Source organism: Devosia sp. YR412 (assembly GCF_900110945.1).
GTDB lineage: Bacteria > Pseudomonadota > Alphaproteobacteria > Rhizobiales > Devosiaceae > Devosia.
In genome coordinates this window covers 732,830-752,818 of sequence record NZ_FOFL01000001.1, presented here as the reverse complement: position 1 = coordinate 752,818, position 19,989 = coordinate 732,830, and the positions used below count along the sequence as shown (strand labels likewise).

At 62.4% G+C, this 19,989-nt stretch carries 15 protein-coding genes; 8 read left to right on the top strand and 7 right to left on the bottom strand.

Annotation, left to right across the window (positions count from 1 at the left end; genetic code table 11):
- The first annotated feature begins 54 nt into the window (after positions 1-54).
- Positions 55-3,465, top strand: coding sequence for a bifunctional proline dehydrogenase/L-glutamate gamma-semialdehyde dehydrogenase PutA (gene putA / locus BM045_RS03625; protein ID WP_092179727.1), 3,411 nt, complete (start codon positions 55-57; stop codon positions 3,463-3,465).
- A gap of 57 nt (positions 3,466-3,522) precedes the next feature.
- On the opposite strand, the gene BM045_RS03620 is transcribed toward putA, so the two are convergent.
- The 5 genes from BM045_RS03620 to BM045_RS03600 are packed head-to-tail and all read right to left on the bottom strand — an operon-like array spanning position 3,523 to position 7,542.
- Positions 3,523-4,014 carry a GAF domain-containing protein gene (locus BM045_RS03620; RefSeq protein WP_092180901.1) on the bottom strand — a complete coding sequence of 164 codons (492 nt, stop codon included), beginning with the start codon at positions 4,012-4,014 and terminating at the stop codon, positions 3,523-3,525.
- A gap of 10 nt (positions 4,015-4,024) precedes the next feature.
- Entirely contained in the window at positions 4,025-4,774 is a 750-nt protein-coding gene (locus BM045_RS03615; RefSeq protein ID WP_092179725.1) for an ABC transporter ATP-binding protein, read from the bottom strand.
- Positions 4,771-5,604 (bottom strand): ABC transporter ATP-binding protein, encoded by an 834-nt coding sequence (locus BM045_RS03610; protein ID WP_092179723.1) that lies wholly within the window; start codon positions 5,602-5,604, stop codon positions 4,771-4,773. Before BM045_RS03610 ends, BM045_RS03615 begins: the two co-directional genes overlap by 4 nt.
- Positions 5,605-5,650: 46 nt before the next feature.
- Complete coding sequence (locus BM045_RS03605; protein ID WP_170848350.1) at positions 5,651-6,550, bottom strand: ABC transporter permease; 900 nt, start codon at positions 6,548-6,550, stop codon at positions 5,651-5,653.
- Positions 6,550-7,542 (bottom strand): ABC transporter permease, encoded by a 993-nt coding sequence (locus tag BM045_RS03600; RefSeq protein WP_092179719.1) that lies wholly within the window; start codon positions 7,540-7,542, stop codon positions 6,550-6,552. The genes BM045_RS03605 and BM045_RS03600 overlap by 1 nt, the downstream gene beginning before the upstream one ends.
- A gap of 211 nt (positions 7,543-7,753) precedes the next feature.
- On the opposite strand from BM045_RS03600, the gene BM045_RS03595 reads away from it, so the two are divergent.
- The 4 genes from BM045_RS03595 to BM045_RS03580 all read left to right on the top strand — a co-directional run bounded on the left by BM045_RS03595 (position 7,754) and on the right by BM045_RS03580 (position 12,019).
- Entirely contained in the window at positions 7,754-8,434 is a 681-nt protein-coding gene (locus tag BM045_RS03595) for a helix-turn-helix domain-containing protein (RefSeq protein WP_092179717.1), read from the top strand.
- Positions 8,431-10,017, top strand: a complete 1,587-nt coding sequence (locus tag BM045_RS03590) for an ABC transporter substrate-binding protein (protein ID WP_092179714.1) — start codon at positions 8,431-8,433, stop codon at positions 10,015-10,017. The genes BM045_RS03595 and BM045_RS03590 overlap by 4 nt, the downstream gene beginning before the upstream one ends.
- A gap of 320 nt (positions 10,018-10,337) precedes the next feature.
- Complete coding sequence (locus tag BM045_RS03585) at positions 10,338-11,441, top strand: M24 family metallopeptidase (RefSeq protein WP_092179712.1); 1,104 nt, start codon at positions 10,338-10,340, stop codon at positions 11,439-11,441.
- Positions 11,441-12,019, top strand: coding sequence for a GNAT family N-acetyltransferase (locus BM045_RS03580; RefSeq protein ID WP_244522866.1), 579 nt, complete (start codon positions 11,441-11,443; stop codon positions 12,017-12,019). The genes BM045_RS03585 and BM045_RS03580 overlap by 1 nt, the downstream gene beginning before the upstream one ends.
- 111 nt (positions 12,020-12,130) lie before the next feature.
- Here the strand turns inward: BM045_RS03580 and BM045_RS03575 are convergent, their stop codons facing one another.
- Both BM045_RS03575 and BM045_RS03570 read right to left on the bottom strand, forming a co-directional pair.
- Positions 12,131-13,642, bottom strand: coding sequence for an arabinosylfuranosidase ArfA (locus BM045_RS03575; RefSeq protein WP_092179710.1), 1,512 nt, complete (start codon positions 13,640-13,642; stop codon positions 12,131-12,133).
- Positions 13,643-13,738: 96 nt separating this feature from the next.
- A complete protein-coding gene (locus BM045_RS03570) occupies positions 13,739-14,671 on the bottom strand; it encodes an ArsR/SmtB family transcription factor (RefSeq protein WP_092179708.1) in 933 nt (310 codons plus the stop codon).
- A 154-nt stretch (positions 14,672-14,825) separates the two neighbouring features.
- On the opposite strand from BM045_RS03570, the gene BM045_RS03565 reads away from it, so the two are divergent.
- The 3 genes from BM045_RS03565 (at position 14,826) to BM045_RS03555 (ending at position 19,920) form a co-directional block, all read left to right on the top strand.
- Complete coding sequence (locus tag BM045_RS03565; RefSeq protein WP_139198689.1) at positions 14,826-15,830, top strand: LacI family DNA-binding transcriptional regulator; 1,005 nt, start codon at positions 14,826-14,828, stop codon at positions 15,828-15,830.
- 245 nt (positions 15,831-16,075) lie between these two features.
- On the top strand, positions 16,076-17,887 hold the full coding sequence (locus BM045_RS03560) for a heparinase II/III domain-containing protein (RefSeq protein ID WP_170848349.1): 1,812 nt from the start codon (positions 16,076-16,078) through the stop codon (positions 17,885-17,887).
- Between the two features lie 119 nt (positions 17,888-18,006).
- On the top strand, positions 18,007-19,920 hold the full coding sequence (locus BM045_RS03555) for an ABC transporter substrate-binding protein (protein WP_170848348.1): 1,914 nt from the start codon (positions 18,007-18,009) through the stop codon (positions 19,918-19,920).
- Positions 19,921-19,989 lie beyond the last annotated feature (69 nt).

Sequence of the window (19,989 nt, the reverse complement as noted above, 5' to 3'; positions counted from 1 at the left end):
GAAACGCCTGTCCAACTCATGGCATGCTCATCGCAACCCGCGCCCGAGAGCCCCATGTCCGACATTACCGCCGCCCGCACCGAACTACATGCCCGCAACCTCGCCGACGAGACCACGCTGGTTCGCCAGCTGATCGTCGACACCGGCCTCTCCGAAACTGATCGCAAATCCATCTCCGCCCATGCCGAAGCCTTGGTCACCACCGTGCGCAAGGGCAATCGCCTTGGCTTGATGGAAAGCTTCCTCGCCGAATATGGTCTCGCCACCGACGAGGGTGTCGCCCTGATGTCGCTGGCCGAAGCCCTGCTGCGCGTGCCCGATGCCGAAACCGTCGATGCGCTGATTTACGACAAGGTCGGCGGCTCCAATTGGGCCGGTCACTTCGGCGCCTCCTCCAACCAGCTGGTCAATTTCTCCTCCTGGGCCCTCAGCCTCACCGCCGATGTTCTGGGCGATCCCGAAGTCGGCCCGAAAAACGCCCTGCACCGCGCCATCGCCCGCCTCGGCGAGCCGGTCATCCGCACCGCCGTCGCCCAGGCCATGCGCCTGCTCGGGAGCCAGTTCGTCTTCGGTCGCACCATCGATGAAGCCATCACCAACGCCAAAAAGCCGGAAGCCCTCGGCTACCGCTATTCCTACGACATGCTCGGCGAAGCCGCCCGCACCTCGGACGACGCCGCCCGCTATTTCCATGCCTATGCCGCCGCCATCGCCAGCCTTGCCCCACATTGCAAATCCATCTCGGTACGCGAAAACCCCGGCATTTCCGTAAAACTCTCGGCTCTGCACCCGCGCTACGAGTTCGCCCAGCGCCACCGCGTCATGGCCGAACTGGTTGAATCGACTCGGCAATTGGCCATCGCCGCCAAGTCCGCCAACATGGGCTTCAACATTGACGCCGAAGAAGCCGACCGCCTCGATCTCTCGCTCGACATCATTGCCGCAGTCCTCGCCACGCCCGAACTGGCCGGCTGGGACGGCTTTGGCGTCGTCGTGCAGGCCTATGGCAAACGCGTCCTGCCGCTGATCGACTGGCTCGAAGCCACCGCAAAATCCCTCGATCGCCGCATCATGGTCCGCCTGGTAAAGGGCGCCTATTGGGATGCCGAGATCAAGCGCGCCCAGGTCATGGGCCTCGACGGCTACCCGGTCTTCACCCGCAAGGCTTCCACTGACATCAGCTACATCGCCGCCGCCAAAAAACTCTTCGCCTCCCCACACATCTATCCGCAATTCGCCAGCCACAATGCCCACACGGCCAGCGCCATCCTGAATCTCGCGGCCTCCGCTGGCCGGGGCAGTGACAGTTACGAATTCCAGCGCCTGCACGGCATGGGCGAACGCCTGCATGACGTGCTGCGCACCAGCCACGGCACCCGCACCCGCATCTATGCCCCCGTCGGCGCCCACAAGGACCTACTCGCCTACCTCGTGCGCCGCCTGCTCGAAAACGGCGCCAACGGCTCCTTCGTCTACCAGATCGCCGACGAGGGCATCCCGGCTGCAATAGTCGCCGAAGACCCCATCGCCAAGACCCTGGCCCTCGACGCCATCCCCAATACCGCCATCCCGGCCCCCTTCGCCATCTTCGCCCCCCGCCAAAACTCCGCCGGCCTCGACCTCACCGACCCGGTCACCTTCCCAGCCATGGACACCGCCCGCGAAGCCTTCGGAACCACCCAGTGGCATGCTAAACCACTAATGGCCGCACACACACAGAACGGTTCCTCCCCCTCTCAGGGGGAGGTTAGGAGGGGGTCTATCACCCAGACCAACCCCTCCAACCCCACCGACATCCTGGGCACCGTCACCAACGCCACATCCGAAGACGTCGCCACCGCCATCGCCGCCGCAACCGCCTCCACCTGGGCCCAAACCCCGGTGCAAACCCGCGCCAACCTCCTCCGCGCCGTGGCCGACCTTTACCAAGCCCACCGGCCCGAATTCTTCGCCCTCCTCGCCCGCGAAGCCGGCAAGTCCTGGGCCGACGCCGTCGCCGAAGTCCGCGAAGCCGTGGATTTCCTGCGCTACTATGCCGAGCAAGCCGAAGCCCAAACCCTCGCCGCCTCGCGCGGCCCCGTGGCCGCCATCTCGCCGTGGAACTTCCCGCTGGCCATCTTCACCGGCCAGGTCGCGGCCGCCCTCGTCGCCGGCAATCCCGTCCTCGCCAAGCCGGCCCCGCAGACCCCACTCATCGCCTTCCGCGCCGTGCAACTGATGCATGAGGCCGGCATCCCCACCGACGCCATCCAGCTCCTCCCCGGCGCCGGCGAAGTCGGCACCGCGCTGACCTCAAACCCGGCCATCACCGGCGTCGTCTTCACCGGCTCACTGCCCACCGCCCGCAAGATCGACCAGGTCATGGCGGCCAACCTCTCCCCCACCGCGCCCTTGATCGCCGAAACCGGCGGCCTCAATGCCATGATTGTCGACTCCACTGCGCTGCCCGAGCAGGCCGTGCGCGACATCCTCGCCTCGGCTTTCCAGTCCGCCGGCCAGCGCTGCTCGGCCCTGCGCGTGCTCTACGTCCAGGAAGAAGCCGCCGCCCGCACCATCGAAATGCTCAAGGGCGCCATGGACGAGCTGACCCTCGGCAATCCCTGGCATCTCGCCACCGACATCGGACCCGTCATCGACGAGGCGGCCCGCAGCAAAATCCAGGCCCATATCGACACTTACGAGCGTTCGGGGAATCTGATTCATCGCTTGAAGACGCCAGGGCAGGGCACGTTCGTCGCCCCCACTGTGCTGCGCATCAACGGCATTGCCGACCTGGCAGAGGAAATCTTCGGCCCGGTCCTCCATGTCGCGACATTCAAGGCCGACGAGCTCGACAAGGTCATCGCCGCCATCAATGCTTCAGGCTACGGCCTGACCTTTGGCCTCCACACCCGCATCTCCTCGCGCGTGCGGCAGGTCTCCAATTCGGTCAAAGCCGGCAATATCTACATCAACCGCAACCAGATCGGCGCCGTCGTCGGCTCGCAACCCTTCGGCGGCGAAGGCCTTTCCGGCACCGGCCCCAAAGCCGGCGGCCCGCACTACCTGCCGCGCTTCACCCAAGGGCACAGCCACGTCGACCTTGCGCCACTGCCGCTGCCCGGCCCAACCGGCGAAAGCAATGTCATGCATGTCGCCCCGCGCGGCACCCTGCTCTGCCTCGGCCCCACGCCCGCCGACCAGCAGGCCCAGGCCACCATGGCCGCCATGCTGGGCAACACCGCCATCCTCGCCGAGCTCGACCTCGACGCCCTCAGCCACGCCCGCACTTTCGATGCCGTGGCCTACTTCGCCGACGACGCCAATATCCGCGCCATCCGCATCGCCCTCAGCGCCCGCACCGGCACATTGATCCCGCTGCTGACGTCAGCAGAGGAGGGCGCCCGTCTTTTGGTCGAACGCCACGTCTGCGTGGATACAACGGCAGCGGGTGGCAATGCGAGCCTTATGGCAACTGCAAGCTAAGCCAAAACAAAAAGCCCGCGGATCGCGCCGCGGGCTTTTGCCTGTCAATGCGAAGCATTACCCGCGCGCCAGAACCACCGCCAATTTCGCCGGCACCGAAATCACCTCGCGGATCATCTCCACCCGCTCCGGCGTAAAATGCCAGGCCACATCCAGCATATTCACCGTGCCCACGAACACATCACCGATCACCACCGGCATGTTGACGATCGATTGGCAGCCCAGCGCATTGATCAGCTCATGGTCGAACAGCACCTTGGCGATGTCTTCGATCGTGTTCGCGACGAAATATTCCCGCTTGTTCTGCATCGTGTCGAACCAGGCGTCATAAACCACCGGCTTGGTGCCCGAACCCGGATAGTTCACCGCATCGCTGGTATAGGCCCGCCGCGCCACGCCGGCTTGGAGGTCCACTTCCATCACCGTGAACAGCTTTGCGCCCACCGTCTCCTGCACCAGCGCCTGTAGCGCGGCATAGGCCTGGTCTGCGCCTCTCGCCAAGGCAATAGCCGCGTCAAAGCGTGCCAAGGCGGCCGTCGTGTCAGTCATGAAATAGTCCTTAGGCCGCAGCGCCGGCATGGCCTTCCGTGGCCGCCAGCAATTCCATCGAATAGGCTTCGGCCAATTGGCCGCTCTTGAGCTGGGCCACATCGGCCACTTCCACGATCCGCCCATGCCGCATCACCGCCAGCCGGTCGCAGAGGAAACTCACCACCGGCAGGTTATGCGTCACGAGGAGATAGGTGAGCCCCTGTTCCCGACGCAGGCGTTTCAGCAGATTGAGAATTTCCGCCTGCACCGACACGTCCAGCGCCGAGGTCGGCTCATCCAGCAGCAGTACCTTGGGCTCCAGCATCAGCGCCCGCGCAATCGCCACGCGTTGCCGCTGTCCACCGGACAATTGATGCGGAAACCGAAACCGGAATCGTTGGTCCAGCCCCACAGCCTTGAGCATGGTTTCCACCCGTTCACCGCGATTGCCGATCCCGTTGATCGCCAGCGGCTCGCTGAGTGCCGCGTCAATCGTCTTGCGCGGATGCAGCGAGCCATAGGGGTCCTGAAACACCATCTGCACCTGCCGTGCCACGGCGCGCTCGATCCCATGCGTCCTCGCCTTGCCCAGCACGGATATCTCGCCGGTCCAGTCTGGCGCGAGGCCCGCGATCGCGCGCAGAATCGTCGACTTGCCTGAGCCGCTTTCCCCCACCAGGGCAAAGCTTTCGCCCTCGGCAATATCCAGCGTCACCCCATGCACGACCTTGCTGTCGCCATAGGAAATATCGAGGTTGTTGAGGGATATCGCGTTCATGTGCCCGCCCATTGTGTCCGGTCGAGCACCGGCAGTTCTTCGCGTTGTTCATTGAGCACCGGCATCGCCGCCAGCAGCCCGCGCGTATAGGGATGGGTCGCCCGTTCAAGCTGCCCCGCCGCGCATTCTTCCACCACCACGCCCGAATTCATCACGAGAATGCGGTCGCAATAGCGGCTGACGAGGTTGAGGTCATGGCTGATCAGGATCAGCCCCATGCCCTTGGTCGTCACCAGGTCGTCGATGATATCGAGCACCTGCGCCTGGACGCTCACATCCAGCGCCGAAGTCGGCTCGTCGGCAATCAGCAGCTCGGGGGAGGGGATCAGCATCATGGCGATCATGACGCGCTGTCCCATGCCGCCCGAAACCTCATGCGGATAGAGCCCCGCCACGCGCGTCGGATCATTGATCCGCACCGCCTCCAGCATGGCCAGGATTCGCTCGTTCACCTCGCGCCGCGGCAGCTTTTCATGCGTCACCAGCGCTTCGGCGATCTGCTCGCCGACGGTCATCACCGGGTTCAGCGAAAACTTCGGGTCCTGCATCACCATGGAAATCCGCGCACCACGAATAGCCCGCATCTGCTTTTCGCTCTGGCTGCGCAGATCCACGCCGTCAAATTCCATCCGGTCGGCCGTCACCAGCCCCGGCTTGTGGATCAGCTTGAGGATCGACCGCCCGGTCATCGACTTGCCCGAGCCACTTTCGCCCACGATGCCAAGCCGCTCACGGCCCAGCTCGAAGGAAACCCCCTTCACCACTTCCACCCGCCCGCGATGGGTCGGGAAGCTGACGCGCAGGTTTTCTACAGAGAGGAGGGCGCTCATGGCACAAAGCCCTCCACGACCCGGATGCAAAAAGGCGAAAAAACCATCACTTGCCCTCGCTCTTGGGGTCGAGCACATCGCGCAGCCCGTCGCCGAGGAAGCAGAAGCCCAACGAGACGATGATGATGGCAAAGCCTGGCATGGTCGCCACCCACCACTGATCGAGAATGAAGGTGCGGCCACGCGAAATCATCGCGCCCCATTCCGGCAGCGGCGGCTGCGCGCCCAGCCCGATGAAGCCGAGGCCAGCCGCGGTCAGGATCACCCCCGCCATATCCAACGTCACCCGCACGATCATCGAAGAGGTGCACAGCGGTAATATATGCTGCACGATCACCCTTACTGGGTTCGCGCCCTGCAATTGCACCGCCTGGATGAACTCCGCATTGCGGATGGTCAGCGTCTCGGCCCGGGCAATACGCGCATAGGCCGGCCAGCTGGTGATCGCGATGGCAATGATCGCATTGTTGATGCCCGGCCCCAGCGCCGCGACGAAGGCCAGCGCCAGGATCAGCTTGGGCATCGAGAGGAAAATATCGGTAAAGCCCATCAGCACCCGGTCGGTCCAGCCGCCGAAATAGCCGGCAATGGCCCCCACCAACAGCCCCAGCGGCGCTGAGATCAACGCCACGAGACCCACAATCGTCAGCGTGATCTGCGACCCATAGATCACCCGCGAAAAGATATCGCGACCCAGTTCGTCGGTGCCCATCCAGTGCTCGCCCGATGGCGACAGCAGGCGATTACCCAGGCTCTGCCCGGTAGCCGAATAGGGCGCGATCCATGGCGCAAAAATCGCCGTCAGGATCAGCACCAGGATAATCACCCCGCCCAGCACCGACAGCGGATTGCGCAGCAGCGCGGTAAATACCCGATAGGCGCGGCCGGCATTGGCCTGCCAGCGCGATGTCGGGGAATCCTCAAGCAACCAGTCGCGTGTGGACATCAGCGGGCCCTCGGGTCGAGGACGCGATACAGCACGTCCGAAATTTTGTTGATGAAAATGAACACCGCGCCGATCACCAGCGTCGAGCCGAGTACCGCATTCATGTCGGCATTGAGCAACGCCGTGGTCAGGTAATTGCCGATGCCGGGCCAGGAGAACACCGTCTCGATCATCACCGAGCCTTCGAGCAGGCCGGCATAGGAGAGGCCGATCACCGTGATCAGCTGTACCCTTATCGGATTAAACGCATGCCGCCAGATTACCACCCGCTCCGGCACGCCCTTGACCCGCGCAGTGGTGACGAATTCCTGGTTCAGCTGGTCCAGCATGAACGAGCGCGTCATGCGGGCGATATAGGCTAGGCTGAAAAAGCCCAGCACCGAAGCCGGCAGGATCAGGTGGTTGATGGCATTCCAGAAAATATCGAACTCACCGGCCAAGAGGCTATCGATAAGGATCAGCCCGGTCACCGGCGACACCAGCCCGTCATAGAAAATATCCAGCCGCCCCGGCCCGCCCACCCAGCGCAACCGCGCATAGAACAGCGCCAGCCCGACGAGGCCGAGCCAGAAGGCCGGCATGGAATAGCCGAGCAGTCCCACCACGCGAATGATCTGGTCGACCCACGAACCCTGCCCGCTTGCGGCAATCACGCCCAGAGGCACGCCGATCACCACGCCAATAATGATGCCGATGGTCGCCATTTCCAGCGTCGCCGGGAAAAACCGGCTGATATCCTCGGCCACCGACCGCCCGGTCGATACCGACTGGCCCAGGTCGCCGGTAAACACCCCCACCACATAGTGGAAGAATTGCACCACCAGCGGCTTGTCCAGCCCCATCTGCACCCGCGCCGCCTCATAGACCGCATTGGTCGCCCGGTCGCCGACCACTGCCAGCACCGGATCGATCGGGATCACCCGGCCGATAAAGAAGGTGATGGCCAAGAGGCCCAAAAAGGTGAGGAAAACCGTCGCCACGAATCCCGCCACTGCCGACGCACGACGGCCCCATATCCGCTTGTTGGGCGAAATCGGGGCAGGAGGGGCGGTCAGCTGGGGTTCTAGACTCAAGCGAAAATTCCATTTTCGGAACAAGGCCTTACACCCGAGAAATGACTCTCTCGCGGATTGTGAAGACCTTCACATTTCGCTTTCACCATACAGAAAACTTTGCTTATATCAAAAAAATTTTGGTGGTTTGATGACAGGCAGTGCGCTGGCCAGGCTCGAGACGGAGGGACACCCCAAGGTGGGCGCCCTCATTCGTGCGCGTCGTCGCCAGCAGCAGATGACGCTGGAAGCCCTGGGTAAATCCGCCGAGGTTTCCGTCGGCTATCTCAGCCAGGTCGAGCGCGATCATGCTACGCCCTCGCTGGGCACTTTGGCCAGTATCGCCCGCGCCCTTGGCGTCGGCATCGACTATTTCGTCTCTGCCCCCACCGCCCAGACGGCGCTGACCCGATCCAGCGAGCGCAACCGCTTTTCCGTGGATGGCTCCTCCATCGTCTATGAGCGTCTCGGCACCGATTTTCCCGGCAATACGCTCTCCAGCTTCGTCATGACCGTGCCGCCCGGCTACCGGTCCGAAACCGTCGCCCATGAGGGCGAGGAAATCCTTTACGTGCTTGATGGCGCGATCACCTCGCGCCTCGAAGGCGAGGACATGCTGATGAGCGCCGGCGACAGCCTGCACTTTCGCGGCAATCGCCCCCATTCCTGGTCGAACCACACCGACCAGCCCGCGCGCCTCCTCTGGACCGGCACGCTCGCCCTCTTCCGTTCCTCGGCCAAGCCCTCGCGGCAGGTCGCGGCGGTTGCAAAACCCGGCACCAAGCCGGTGAAGAACAAAAAGATAGTCACTTCAAAGGAGAAACGCACATGAAGCTGCTCACAGCCGCTTTGCTGGCGACTGCGCTTTCGCTGCCCCTGGCAGCCGGCGCCGTCTATGCCGCGACCCCGGCCGATGCTCTGGTCATTGCCCAGAACATCGACGACATCGTCGCGCTCGATCCCGCACAGGCCTATGAATTCACCTCGGGCGAGATCAACACCAACGTCTATGACCGTCTGGTCGGCTATGAAGCCGAAGACACCACGGTCCTGGCGCCGGGTCTTGCTTCCGAATGGGTGGCCGACGAGGCCGCCAAGACCATCACCTTTACCCTGCGCGACGCGACTTTCGCCTCGGGCAATCCGGTTCGTCCGGAAGACGTGGTCTTCTCGTTCTCGCGCGTCATCACGCTCAACCTCACCCCGGCCTTCATTCTCGCCCAGCTTGGCTGGACCCCCGAGAACATGGCCGAGATGGTCACCATTGCCGATGGCAAGGTGGTCGTGAAGTATGAGGGCGATTTCTCCTCGGCCTTCGTGCTCAACGTTCTGGCCTCGCGCCCGGGCTCCATCGTCGATGAAGTCCTGGTCATGGAAAACGCCGTTGGCGAAGACCTGGGCAATGCCTGGCTGAACACCCATTCGGCTGGTTCGGGCGCCTTCGTGATGTCCGACTACCGTCCGGCAGAAATCGTTCGTCTTACCGCCAACGAGACCTATTTCCGTGGCGCGCCGGCGATGAAGTCGATCATCATCCGCCACGTTGCCGAAGCCGCCACCCAGCAGTTGTTGCTGACCTCGGGTGACGTCGATCTCGCCAAGAACCTGACCCCCGACCAGATCGCCGGCCTGCCAGCCGATACGGTCAAGGTCGAGACCTATCCGCAGGCCGCCGTCCACTTCCTCAGCTTCAACCAGAAGACGGAATCGCTAACCCCGCCGGCCGTCTGGGAAGCTGCGCGTTACCTCGTCGACTACGACGGGATGACCGAGACCTTCCTCAAGGGCCAGATGGAAAAGCACCAGGCCTTCTGGCCAAAGGGCTTCCCCGGTTCCTATGACGAGACGCCCTTCACCTACGACGTCGAAAAGGCCAAGCAGATCCTGGCCGATGCAGGCATCACCACCCCGATTAACGTCACCCTCGACGTGATCAACTCGACCCCGTTCACCGACATCGCCCAGTCCTTGCAGGCTGGCTTTGCCGAGGCCGGCATCAACTTCGAGATCCTGCCCGGCACCGGCGCCCAGGTCATCACCAAGTACCGCGAGCGCACCCACCAGGCCATGCTGCTCTATTGGGGCCCGGATTTCATGGACCCGCACTCCAACGCCAAGGCCTTCGCCTACAATTCCGACAATTCCGACGACAACTACACGGCAACCACCACCTGGCGTAACGCCTGGGCGGTGCCCCAGGAATTGAACGACAAGGTCACCGCAGCCCTCGGCGAAGCCGACCAGGACGCCCGTAACGCCGACTACATCGAGATCCAAAAGGAAGCCCAGGCTTCTTCCCCGATCGTCATCATGTTCCAGGCTGCGCTGACCATCGCCATGGCCAACAATGTCGAAGGCTACGTCAACGGCTCCAACTCCGACTTCGTGTTCTACCGCTTGGTCACGAAGAACTAATCCAATAAAGAGCCGGGCCTTTGCCCGGCTCCAGACTTTCAGGTTGAAACCGATCCATCAGCCGCCCGCCCTCACCATGAGGGCCGCGAGACAGGACCGAAAGGTCCGTCGTCGAGCCGGGCAGGGGCCTCGCCCCTCCCGAGCTTCCCCAAAAAGGGATGGGCGGCTGAAGATTGGCAAAGCAGAATACCCCGACCCAGCCTCCCGAAACGTGGAGGAACCGCATAGTGCATTGGGCATAATCTCGCCCAGCACCGGCGGGATTCCTCCCCCCAGGGGGAGGCTAGGTGGGGGTATCCCCGTCAATAAAAGAGCCCAGCATGACCCCGACTCTCACCACCCGCATGGCCAACCTCCGCGCTCGCATGGCGGCCACCAACACCGACCTCGTGGTCATCGGCCCCTCCAGCCACATGATGTATCTGGCCGACCTCTCGCCGCATGGCGATGAGCGCCCCGTCATGCTGATGGTCAGCCAGAGTTTTGCCGGCTTCCTGATGCCGGCGCTCAATGTCGACAGCGCCCGCCAGCACACTGATCTGCCCTTCTTCCCCTGGGCCGATGCCGACGGCCCCAATGCGGCCCTGCAGGACCTGCTCACTGCCACGGGCATCACCCGCACCGCGCCATCCGTGGTCCTCGACGAAACCATGCGCGCCGATTTCGCTCTCCTGGTGCTCGACGCACTACCCGGCGCGACCCGCCGCTTCACCCAGGATACTGTCGGCTATCTCCGCTCCCGCAAGGACGAGACCGAATACACCCTGCTCAAGGCCGCCCATCTGCTCAATGACCGGGCCGTCGCTGCCGCCTTTGCCGCGCTGAAACCCGGCATGACCGAGCGCGACGTGGCCGATTTCATCGACGCCTTCTACAAGGAAAATGGCGCCACCACCGAATTCTGCTCGGTCTGCTTTGGCCCCAACGGCGCCTTCCCGCATCACCACACCGGCGCCACCCCGCTCAAGGCTGGCGATGCCGTGCTGATCGACACAGGCTGCCGCCTCGACGGCTACCCCTCCGACATGACGCGAATGGGCTATCTCGGCTCGGCGCCCGAAGGCTATGGCCAGATCCACTCGATCATCGACCGCGCCGTCGAGGCCGCCATTGCCGCCGCCAAGCCGGGCGTGCCGGCCAGCGCCGTCGACAAGGCCGCCCGCGACGTCATCACTGCCGCCGGCTATGGCCCAAATTTCCTGCACCGCACCGGCCATGGCCTGGGCATCGACGTGCATGAAACGCCCTATATCACCGCCACCTCCGAGACCATTCTCGACGAAGGCATGGTCTTCTCGATCGAGCCGGGCATCTATCTCCAGGGCCAGTTCGGCCTGCGGCTCGAGGAAATCGTCATCATCCGCAATGGCGTGGCGGAGATCTTCTCCGAAATGCCCCGCACCGCCGTGCCGGCAGGTCTCTGATGCTCACGCCCGACCTCATGGTGAGCCTGTCGAACCATGAGGCTCGGCGCATCACTCCGCCGGTTCTGGTTACCGAGCGCCTGATCCTGCGAACCCATACGCGCGACGACCTCGCCGCCTGCACGACGCTGTGGTCCGATCCAGCCGTCACCCGCTTCATCGGCGGCCGGCCCAGCACCGAGGAAGAGGTTTGGCGCCGCATCATGGGTTATGTCGGCCATTGGCAATTGCTCGGTTACGGCTATTTCCTCGCCAGCGATATCGAGACCGGCGCGCTGGTCGGCGAATTCGGCCTCGCCGACTTCCACCGCGACCTCAACCCACCCTTTGGCACCACCCCCGAAGCCGGCTGGGCCATGCTGCCGCAATATCACGGCAAGGGGCTGGCCCTCGAAGCCCTCTCGACCATCCTCGCCTGGGCCGATCACTTCATCCCGCGCAGCGTCTGCATGATCGATCCGGCCAACCTGGCCTCGCTCAACCTCGCCGCCAAGCTCGGCTACAGCGAATATGCGAGGGCCGCCTATAAGGATAATCCGACCGTGCTTCACGCCCGGGTCGCGGTCTCTAGATCATAAAGTCTGATACGAAACGGGGCGCCTCATCGCTGAGACGCCCCGTTGCTTTTCACCACATTGCTTCAACTGACTACTGGATGGCTAACCATAGGTTGTCCATCAGGCCTGCAATCAGACCTTCACGCGCACCATCTGGTAGGAATAGGGCGGCAGTGTCACGCTGAGCTTGCCACCATCCGCCTTGGCGCCTTCACCCTTACGAGGGGCAACTTCGGTCTGGTTCTTCGCGGTATTGGCCGCTTCGAGATTGGTGTGGGTCATCACCTGGTGGTCGATCACCTCGCCGGCGGCAAAACCCTGCAGGTCGAGGTCCACGTCCGCGGCTTCGGTGCCATGGCGGTTGACCAGGAAGAAGCTGATCGTGCTCTCGTCCTCGTTGTAAACGCCTGACACGTCGACATAACCGGCGTTATCGCCATACTTGCCGTCATAGGTGGGCGTGTTGACCTTGAGGTCCAGCGCCGTGCCGCGACCAAAGATCGAGGCAAAGTAATAGGGGTAGTAAATCGTCTGTGCCCAGGCTGGGCCACCCTTTTCGGTCATGATCGGTGCGATCACATTCACCAGCTGGGCGATACAGGCGATCTTCACCACATCCGAGCGGCGGATGAAGGTGTTGAGGATCAGGCCAACCATCAGCACGTCTTCGAAGTTGTAGACGTCTTCCAGCAGGCCCGGCGCATGCGGCCAGCCGCTATTGCCCTCGAGGATCTTCTTGTCCTGTTCCTTGGAGTGATACCAGACGTTCCACTCGTCAAAGCAGATATAGACGTCGCGCTTGCTGCGCTTATTGGCCTTCACCTGCTTGATCGTCGAAGCGACGGTTTCGATATAGGTATCAAGCTTTTCCGCCATGGTCAGGAAGTTGGCGGTTTCTTTCTCCGGGTTGAAGAAATACATGTGCAGGCTGATGTAATCGACGTGCTCATAGGTGTGCTCGAGCACGATGCGCTCCCAGTCGGGATAGCTCTTCATGTCCGAATTCGACGAGCCGCAGACGATCAGTTCGAGCGACTTGTCGAACATGCGCATGGCACGGGCGGTGTTGGCGGCCAGCTTGCCATATTCGTCGGCATCCTTGTGGCCGACCTGCCAAGGGCCGTCCATCTCATTGCCAAGGCACCACATTTTGACGTTCCACGGCTCGGCGCGGCCGTTGGCAATGCGCAGGTCGCTGTAGTAGGAGCCGCCGGGATGGTTCACATATTCGAGGAAATTGCGGGCATCATCGACGCCGCGTGAACCGAGGTTCACCGCCAGCATCATCTCGGTATTCACCGTGGCGCACCAGTCGGCGAACTCATGGATGCCGACCTGGTTGCTTTCCGAGGTGTGCCAGGCGAGGTCGAGGCGGGTCGGGCGGTCTTCACGCGGACCGATGCCGTCTTCCCAGTCATAGGCCGAAACGAAATTGCCGCCGGGGTAGCGCACCACCGGAACATTGAGGTCCTTCACCAGCTTGGCCACGTCGCCGCGCATGCCATCCTTATCGGCAGTCGGATGGTCGGGCTCGTAAATGCCCTCATAAATGGCGCGACCAAGGTGCTCGAGGAATGCCCCATACACCCGATCGTCGATCTTGCTGATCGTAAAATCCTTATGCGCGATGACCGATGCCTTCACGTCACCCTCCCTTTTTAATCCCGTTTTTCTGATATAAATCAGCTATCTCGTTTGTAAACGAGGCGGGGAGGGCCTTCAAGCGCAAATATATGATTATTACATGTCGGCGCTATGCAGGCGCATCACGATGTCCTGGTCATGATTGCCGAAGCCGCGACCAAAAATATTGAGGCCGCCCGGATGTTTGGCGTCGTCCTTCACGGCAATGCGTAGTCGGATCGAGTGCCGATTGGCTAAGTCCAGATCGGCCAGCGATACCGCAGAAATCCGTTCGCCATCCATAAAAGTACCGTCTGCGGTGATGCGCCAGGTCTTGTGCGTGCCATACTGGCTGCCCTTCAGCTTCCACCACGCCGGCGTATAGACCCCGCGCTTGTCCCCAAAGTCCCCCGGGCTCATCCAGGTGCCAATCTCGGTGCCATTGACCGACAGCGTGATATCGCTCGGCCAATCTTCAGACGTGCCGGGCACTTCCGAGCTGAGCTCCATGGAGAACTCGATGGCCTCGATCGTCGTCTGGCTCAGCTTGGCATTGTTGGGAAACTGATATTCGAGGTATCCCCGCGTGAACCAGATCAGCCCGGCTTTCATGCGATCTGGTTCGAGGAAGGTATCCGGCACGTCGAGTAGCCCGATAATGCCGTCGGCCGAGCAGAGGCCGCAGGGCGCGGAAACGTGGCAACTGGTATAAAGACCCAGCGGCATGGCCACTTCTATCGTGTTGGATTTCAATGGTTTGACGTCTTCCTTGAACATCACCAGCACTTCGTCGAAGGTCGAGTGGCAAATCTTCTGATTGCCCTTACGCGCCTTCTGCGTCTCGGTGCGGATCAGCCCGGCAGACTCGAGGATCTGGATATTGGTCGAGACGGTCGACTGCGGCAGCTCGAGCTTTTCAGCAATGTCATTGCCATTCATCGGTCCCTCGACATGCAGCAGCTTGAGGATTTTCACCCGCACCGGTGACGCCAGGCCGCGCAAGACATCGAGATTGTCTTCCGGATCGACAACAAGAAAATTGCGGCTCATGGCACCCGACTTCAATGGCAAGGCATAATCCCGATCTGTATCAGCATTTTTGATGCAATCAATTGCGTTTTGCGGAAAAGCTTGCGCAACTCAAAATACGCAAATATTGCGTAGATCGTCGGCGCGAAGTGGGCCGGTTTGAGGAATCTTGATCGTGGCGATCCAAAAGCGGGCAAATCAGACAGACATTGCGGAGCGCCTCGGGGTTTCGGTCAGCACGGTGTCACGCGCGCTGGCCAATGAAATTGGAATCAGCGACGCGGTTCGCCGCGAGGTGCAGCGGGTGGCGCGGACGCTGGGGTATAAGTCCAAGCATAGCATGGCGGCGGTGCTGGGGGATAAGCGGGCGGTGGCGCTGGTGCCGCTGGGCAGTGCGACGAGTGGGCTTTCCGGCTTTTATTTTGGCATCGTAGAAGGCATGCGGGAGCAGGCGGCGGCGTCGGGCATGGCGCTGGATGTGCGGCTGATCAATGAGTCCGCGGTGACGCTGGAACTGGTCAAGAAGCAGGTGGCGCAGGCTGATGCGGGTGGGCTGCTGCTGGCCGGAATCGATGCCTGGGATGAGCTGACGGACTGGTCGGCGGAGGCCGATGTGCCGCTGGTGCTGGTCAATGGCAGCGATCCGGAGATGCGGGTGAGTTCGGTGGCGCCGGCCAATTATTATGGTGCTTACTCGGCCACGCAGCGCCTTCTAAGTGCCGGGCATCGCAGGATTTTGCATTATACCCATCGCTACCGGCCGACCATCCGGCAGCGGCAGCGAGGCTTTGAACAGGCCATCGCCAAGACGCCTGGCGCGGCCGGGATCGTGGTCAATTCCGACGAGCGGCGGACCGGCGAATTGCTGGCCGATATCCTGGCCGGCAAGCATGAGGTGACGGCCGCTTTCATCTGGAACGACATTGCCGCGGTGGAGATGCTGGAGGCGCTCTATGGCCCCGAAAGTCCTCTGCCGCCGGGCTTTTCCATCATTGGTTTCGACGATCTGCCGCTGGCCGACATGGCCACGCCGCGGCTCAGCACCATGCGGGTCGATCGCGAGGCGATCGGGCGCGGCGCGGTGCGTCTGCTGGCCGAACATATGGATGGCGAGCGGGCGGTGCAACAGCTCGAAATCGGCGTTTCCATGGTCGAGGGCGAGACGGTTTTTACCGTCTGAAACGGGATTCTGAACGAAAAATAACGGATTCTGAACGGCGATTGCGTTAGCAGACTGTTAGCATTGACGATGTTGTTCGGTGTTTTCCGAGAGCTAGACGATTGGTCTTTCGACGCAAAATGACCAAATTTGCGTAACTTGCGTGATTTGCGCAAAATACTTGATCTTGCGTAAAACTCCTCCTACCTTGGATGGGCGTCTTAAGGCGCCGGGTCGTGAACGGGCGGCCACCCAGGAGGATGGCAATGGATTTGCGACGGTGGAACGTCAAGCATATGCGACTGGCGCTGCAAAGCGCTCCCGCCTTTGCGCCGTTCCCGAGCGACGCCGCCGCCATCCGTCAGCGTATCGGCACCGAGGCGGTCGAGCAGCTTCGGTCAGCCGCCACCCAAGATGCTGTCGTTGCGATCCCGGCCTTGCCCGCAGAACTCTATCTCGAATTCCAGCGCAGCGGTATGCGCGAGGGCTATGAAGATGCCCAGCGTCAGCGCCGCAACATGCTGTATCGCCTGACGCTGGCCGAATGGCTGGAGGGGCAGGGCGGTTTTGCCGCCGCGGCCGAAAACCTGCTGTGGGCGCGGCTGGAAGAAACCAATTGGGCCTGGCCGGCGCATGCCCGCACGCTGGATTTTCCCGATCGTCCGACGCTGGACCTCGCCGCTGCGATGACGGCGCTGGATCTGGCCGAAGCCGATTACCTGCTGGGTGACAGGCTGTCGCCGAGCCTGCGGGCCCGTATCCGCAGCGAGGTCAATCGCAGGGCGGTGGCACCATTTCTTGAGCGCAATGATCACTGGTGGCTGCATACGACGCCGGAAAAGCAGGTCAACAACTGGACGGCGGTCTGCGTGGCGGGTGTGGTCGGGGCGGCTTGCTTTCTCGAGACTGATCTCGACCGGCTGGCCGAGATCATCACGCGCGGGCTGCATAGCCTTGCCGATTATCTTGAAACCTTCGATGGCCAGGGCGGTTCGACCGAGGGGCCGGATTACTGGTCCTATGGCTTTGGCAATTATGTCGTGCTGGCGCAACTGCTGCATGCCCGCACCGGCGGCGCCATCGACCTGCTCGATGATCTCCAGGTGCGCGATATTGCGCAGTTTCCGGTGCGCACGGTTCTCACGCAGGGCGTCTGGACCAGCTTTTCGGATTCCGACAGCAATCCGACGTTCCATCCCGGCCTGTTGAGCCATCTGGCACAGCGGCTTGAGTTGCCGGCGCTGACCGAGCTCGGCATGCGTAATGACTATGCGGTGGAGGTATTCAACCAGTTCGCCTGGCCGCTGCGCCAATATGCCTGGCCGCTGCCCGACAGTGACACGGCGTTCGGTGGCAGTGCGCACGACTGGTACGCGGACATGGGCTGGATGATCAGCCGCCTCGAACCGGCCGATCCCAACTCCCTCCGCCTTGCGGCCAAGGGCGGCAATAATGACGAAATGCACAATCAGAACGACGTCGGCTCGTTCATGGTCGTGGTTGGCGGCAAAGTGGTGCTGACCGATCCGGGCAGGGGGCGTTATTCGAAAGCCTATTTCGGACCGGAGCGCTACGACAACATCATGGCCTCCTCGCGCGGCCATTCGGTGCCGCTGGTCAATGGCGTGGAGCAGGCGGCGGGCCGATCCCATGCCGCGACGGTGCTGCGACACACCCATGGCGCTGACGAGGACCGCCTCGAGCTCGATATGGCCGCCGCCTATCCGTCCGAGGCAGGGCTGAGCGCTTTGCAGCGCAGCCTGCGTTTTGACCGGCTGACGCCGGGCGGTCGCGTGCTGCTCGAAGACAGCTTTGCCTTTGCCAACGGGCCCGGAGATTTCCAGTCGGTGCTGGTGACGCCGCTCGGCGTGACCACCGGCAATGGTGCCGTGGTGATCGGCGACGAGAGCGCCGGCCTGCGGGTCGATTATGACGCCGGCGCGGTGGACGTTTCCCTCGACCGGCATGATGGCGTCGAAAAGCAATACCAGCCCGCCGTCGATCTTATTCGCGTGGTGTTCACCCCCCGGCAGCAAGACCGGGACGGGCGCCTCGCGCTGACCATCTCGCCGCTCTGAAGGGCGGGAGTGCTGCTCGCTGCAAGGCGAGCCAGGAGACTGAAGCGGCTCTCCGGGTGGAGGAACAACCGGACGCCGAACGCAACGCCGGGTCAATGCCCGGAACAGGGAGGATGAGGATGAGGATGAGGAAAGACAATGTCTTCGGTTTGACCGGGGCGGTGGCTCTCGCGGCAATGATGCTCGCGGCGGCGCCAGCTCTGGCGCAGCAACAGTCGCCAGCACTGGATGAGCTGGTATCGGCCGGCACGCTGCCGCCGGTCGCCGAACGCCTGCCGGTCAATCCGCTGGTGGTGGATGGCCCGAGCGTCGGAACCTATGGCGGCACCTGGCGCATGGGCATGAATGGCGGCGGCGACAATGGCATGATCGTCAAGACCGTCGCCTATGAAGGCCTGCTGCGCTACGACCATGAGTGGAAAGGCGTGCTGCCCAACCTGGCTGAAAGATGGGAATCCAATGCCGACGCCACCGAATATACCTTCAAGCTGCGCGACGGCGTGAAGTGGAGCGACGGAACGCCCTTCACCACTGAAGACATCGCCTTCACGGTGGAAATCTACAATGACCCCGATTATCCGGCCAATAGCTGGATCGACAACAAGAACAATCCGGCGACGCTGACCGTCATCGACGACACCAGCTTCAAGTTCACCTTCGCCAAGCCCAACGGCATGTTCCTTGAAACCCTGGCCTCGACCGATGGGTTGCACATCACCTCGCTGCAGAAGAAATACTGCAGCCAGTTCCACCCCACCTATAACGAGAATGCCGAAGCCGAAGCCAAGGCCGCCGGCTTCGATAGCTGGGCGCTGTATCTGCAGGATCGCTGCGCCTGGGGCTGGGAAACCATTCGCTTCTCCAATCCCGACCTGCCCGTGCTGTATCCATGGGTGATCGACCAGCCGCTGTCGGCCAATGCCGCCCGCGTCACCTGGAAGCGCAATCCCTATTATTTCAAGACCGACAGCGCCGGTAACCAGCTGCCCTATATCGACAATCTCGACATGCGGGTGAGCCAGGGCGGCGTCGAGGAACTGACACTGGCCGCGCTCAACGGCGAGATCGATTTCCAGGAACGCCACATCGCCACCAACGTCAACAAGCCGCTGTTCTTCGACGGCCAGGAAGCCGGTGGCTATCATCTGGGCGAAGTCATCCCCTCGGCGTCCAATACGCTGGTGCTGCAGCTCAATCTCAACCATCTCGATCCGGTCAAGAACGCGCTCTACAATAGCAAGGACTTCCGCGTCGGCCTGTCGCACGCTATCGACCGCCAGGAAATCATCGACGTGGTCTTTACCGGCCAGGGCGAACCCTTCCAGGTCGCGCCGCGCCCGGAAAGCCAGTTCTATGATGAGGAACTGGCCAAGCAATATACCCAGTTCGATCCCGATCTCGCCGCCCAGCATTTCGAGGCCGCCGGCCTTGTCGAACGCAATGGCGACGGCATCTATCTGATGAGCGACGGCAATCCTGCCAAGATCACCGTCGACGTGATTTCGGCCCTGCGGCCGGAATGGATCGACATGCTCGAAATCATGCAGCTCCAGCTTGGCGCTGCCGGCATCGAGCTCGAGCTCAACAATATCGACCGCACGCTGTTCTATGAAAAGCGCCCGGCCGGTGAGTTCGACGCCCAGATCTGGGCCGGTGACGGCGGCATCGAGGCGCTTCAGGAGCCACGCTACTACTTCCCCTTCAGCGATGAATCGGTCTGGGCCTATCGCTGGGCACAGTGGTTCAATGGCACGCGGCCCGAAATCGCCGTCGAGCCGGCTGATTGGGCCAAGGAGCAGATGGACCTCTACAACCAGGTCCGCGCCGAAGCCGATCCGGAAAAGCGCGCCGATCTGTTCCGCCAAGTCCTCGCCATCACCAAGGAACAGTTCCCGGTGGTCGGCGTGAGCCTGATGCCGAACTCCTACTCGATCGTGCGCAACAACCTCAAGAACGTGCCCGACTCCATGTTCAACGCCTGGCTGTTCCCGACGCCAGCGCCGATGGACCCGGTCACCTGGTATTTCGAATAGCGGGCAGACCTCCCCCCGCTTCCACCCCTCGCGGCGCTCCCATGCCGCGGGGGGACATAGAAACCACTG

Coding starts and splice junctions, on each gene's coding strand:
- BM045_RS03560 (WP_170848349.1), top strand. CDS start 16,076: ATGGATTTGCGACGGTGGAACGTCAAGCATATGCGACTGGCGCTGCAA.
- BM045_RS03620 (WP_092180901.1), bottom strand. CDS start 4,014: ATGACTGACACGACGGCCGCCTTGGCACGCTTTGACGCGGCTATTGCC.
- BM045_RS03580 (WP_244522866.1), top strand. CDS start 11,441: ATGCTCACGCCCGACCTCATGGTGAGCCTGTCGAACCATGAGGCTCGG.
- BM045_RS03595 (WP_092179717.1), top strand. CDS start 7,754: ATGACAGGCAGTGCGCTGGCCAGGCTCGAGACGGAGGGACACCCCAAG.
- BM045_RS03610 (WP_092179723.1), bottom strand. CDS start 5,604: ATGAGCGCCCTCCTCTCTGTAGAAAACCTGCGCGTCAGCTTCCCGACC.
- BM045_RS03570 (WP_092179708.1), bottom strand. CDS start 14,671: ATGAGCCGCAATTTTCTTGTTGTCGATCCGGAAGACAATCTCGATGTC.
- BM045_RS03590 (WP_092179714.1), top strand. CDS start 8,431: ATGAAGCTGCTCACAGCCGCTTTGCTGGCGACTGCGCTTTCGCTGCCC.
- BM045_RS03555 (WP_170848348.1), top strand. CDS start 18,007: ATGAGGATGAGGAAAGACAATGTCTTCGGTTTGACCGGGGCGGTGGCT.
- BM045_RS03615 (WP_092179725.1), bottom strand. CDS start 4,774: ATGAACGCGATATCCCTCAACAACCTCGATATTTCCTATGGCGACAGC.
- BM045_RS03585 (WP_092179712.1), top strand. CDS start 10,338: ATGACCCCGACTCTCACCACCCGCATGGCCAACCTCCGCGCTCGCATG.
- putA (WP_092179727.1), top strand. CDS start 55: ATGTCCGACATTACCGCCGCCCGCACCGAACTACATGCCCGCAACCTC.
- BM045_RS03605 (WP_170848350.1), bottom strand. CDS start 6,550: ATGTCCACACGCGACTGGTTGCTTGAGGATTCCCCGACATCGCGCTGG.